This is a genomic window from Oleiphilus sp. HI0067 (assembly GCF_001635735.1).
In genome coordinates this window covers 1-1,237 of sequence record NZ_LWFI01000444.1, presented here as the reverse complement: position 1 = coordinate 1,237, position 1,237 = coordinate 1, and the positions used below count along the sequence as shown (strand labels likewise).

The following is a 1,237-nucleotide window of genomic DNA, read 5'->3' as shown; positions in this document are numbered from 1 at the left end:
ATTACTCAATCAATTCACGGGTTCAGGACAAGCGAACGAATCGTCACAACTGAATAATCAACAAGCTTCAAATAAATTATCAAATTTTACTAGCAATATTCCGGGTGATTTAGCTGGTGGTGCCGTTGCGGGAGGCTTGATCGCTACCCTCGTCGCTAGCAAATCAAGGCGTAAGATAGCTGGCAAGGCGGCTAAATATGGCGGTGCAGCATTATTAGGAGTCTTAGCATATAGAGCCTACAAAGATTGGCAGCATACTGGTCAAGCTCATGAAAAGCAGTCCGCACGAGATGCAGGATATGAAGCGCCCTCTCATCAAGCATCTCGTTTCCAGTCAAGTTATGAACGAGAAGCCTTAGCGCATATTAATCAGCCTCAACAGGATAGTGATTTCGAACTTCGTTTAGTGAAAGCTATGATTGCTTCGGCACGCGCTGATGGTCAGATTGATTTAGAAGAGCAGCGCAGAATAGCCGAAACGGTTAACAGGTTAGATTTGAGTGTGAATGTGAAGAGTGAGTTGTTGAATCTATTCCTGCAGCCTGTACTCATGGTTGAGATAGTTGGACAGTTCGATTCAATGGAGCAAAAGGCAGAGATTTATCTTGCTTCTTGTTTGACAATTGAGCTTGATGACGAGTCTGAATACAGGCATTTATCACTGCTCTCAAAAGCATTGAATCTGCCAGCAGGTCTTGAGCATCAGCTTCGCGCGCAAGCACAAAATGTCAAAGTTGAGGTTGCGTAGTTCTTGCATTGTTCTTGCGTCGCTTTTTAGTAGTTCGGTTTGCATCGCCGCTTAATGTATTCGAGTTAGTATGCATGCGGTGATGCAACTAGGTTTATATTTGATTTGCGGTATACTTTCGCGCCTATTCTTTTTTGAGATCTATACCGAATGAATGCATTACACGATATCGCAGCACGCGCACTTCAAGACTTCTTTATGCTTAATGTGCCTTTGGCTCGTGCTGCAGAGATTTCGGTACATTCTTATGATGGAAATAGACTTGTTTTTGAAGCGCCGCTAGATCCGAATACCAATGACAAGGGAACCGCGTTTGGTGGAAGTATCTATGTCATCGCTGTTGCTACAGCATGGGGAATGTCCTCAATAAAGTCTCAAGAATTAGGTCTGGATGGTGAATTAGTCGTCGCGAAGGCTGAAATTGAGTACCTGCGCCCGCTTAGTGAAACGCTTCGTGCAGAAGTTCTCTCTCCAGATCAGGAATCCTTA

General features: G+C 44.2%; 2 protein-coding genes. Both read left to right on the top strand.

All coding sequences use genetic code 11. The annotated features are described in order from the left end of the window. The coding region (locus A3739_RS05130; protein WP_068500583.1) for a tellurite resistance TerB family protein at positions 1-748 on the top strand (748 nt) is incomplete at its 5' end. A gap of 150 nt (positions 749-898) precedes the next feature. Continuing rightward, positions 899-1,237: YiiD C-terminal domain-containing protein (locus A3739_RS05125; protein WP_197472075.1), on the top strand; the 339-nt coding region annotated here is incomplete at its 3' end.